Genomic DNA, 766 nt, shown 5'->3' with positions numbered 1-766 from the left:
ACGCTGGACCCCTGGATCGAATCGCTCCGTCGCGAAGGCCGCATCGATGAAGTGGCAGATCTGGAAGTTCTCGCCAGAGTCTTTGCTGTAGGGCGCGTCGATGCCTTCCTCAGCCAACCGGTGGTCTGGGCCCCACTACTCACGCGCAACCAGCTGGACGGAAAGGTCCAAATCCTCGACTTCGCGCCGCAGGACAACGCAGTCCTGGGGCTCGTGCTGTCGCGCCAGCGGGTTGCGGCCGTCGACGTCGACAAGATGCGCAACGCGATCGAGCTGATGCGCACCGACGGCACGCTTGAGACGATCTTTGCGCGCTATGTTGACCGGCCGACAGCCCGAGCGCTTGCAGCGCGACCCAGCGGAAAGTAGCGGCGGGCAAGCGCCCGTGGCGCCCTTTGCACTGAAGGCAGGCCTTCAGGTCTTCACGCCCAACTCGCGCAGCCGCTCGTTCAGATAGCTGTCGGCCGTATAGCGATCACTCAGCACGACGTTGTCGCGCGGATGCAGGAACAGCGGCAGCGACACGCGGCTCTTCTTCGCGCCTTCGCCGGTCGGGTTCACCACGCGGTGCTGGGTCGACGGGTAATAGCCCTCGGAGGCTTCCTGCAGCATGTCGCCGATGTTGATGGTCAACGTGCCGAAGTCGCAGGGCACGTCGTGCCAGGCACCGTCGGTGCCCAGTACCTGCAGGCCCGGCTCGTTGGCGGCGGGCAGGATGGTCAGCAGATTGATGTCGCCATGCGCTGCGGCGCGGATGGAGCCCACC

Annotated in this window: 1 protein-coding gene and 1 pseudogene; one reads left to right on the top strand and one right to left on the bottom strand. The window is 65.4% G+C overall.

The features are described 5' to 3' along the window. Nucleotides 1-369, top strand: a pseudogene (locus AC1DU6_RS33705) (hypothetical protein); the annotation flags it as partial. A gap of 45 nt (nucleotides 370-414) precedes the next feature. On the opposite strand, the gene AC1DU6_RS33700 reads toward AC1DU6_RS33705, so the two are convergent. After that, the coding region (locus AC1DU6_RS33700) for a 2OG-Fe(II) oxygenase family protein (protein WP_477862721.1) at nucleotides 415-766 on the bottom strand (352 nt) is incomplete at its 5' end.

The sequence above is a fragment of the Roseateles sp. P5_B10 genome, assembly GCF_056400485.1.
The sequence above is the reverse complement of the archived record's forward strand: the minus strand, read 5'-3'. Positions and strand labels throughout refer to the sequence as shown.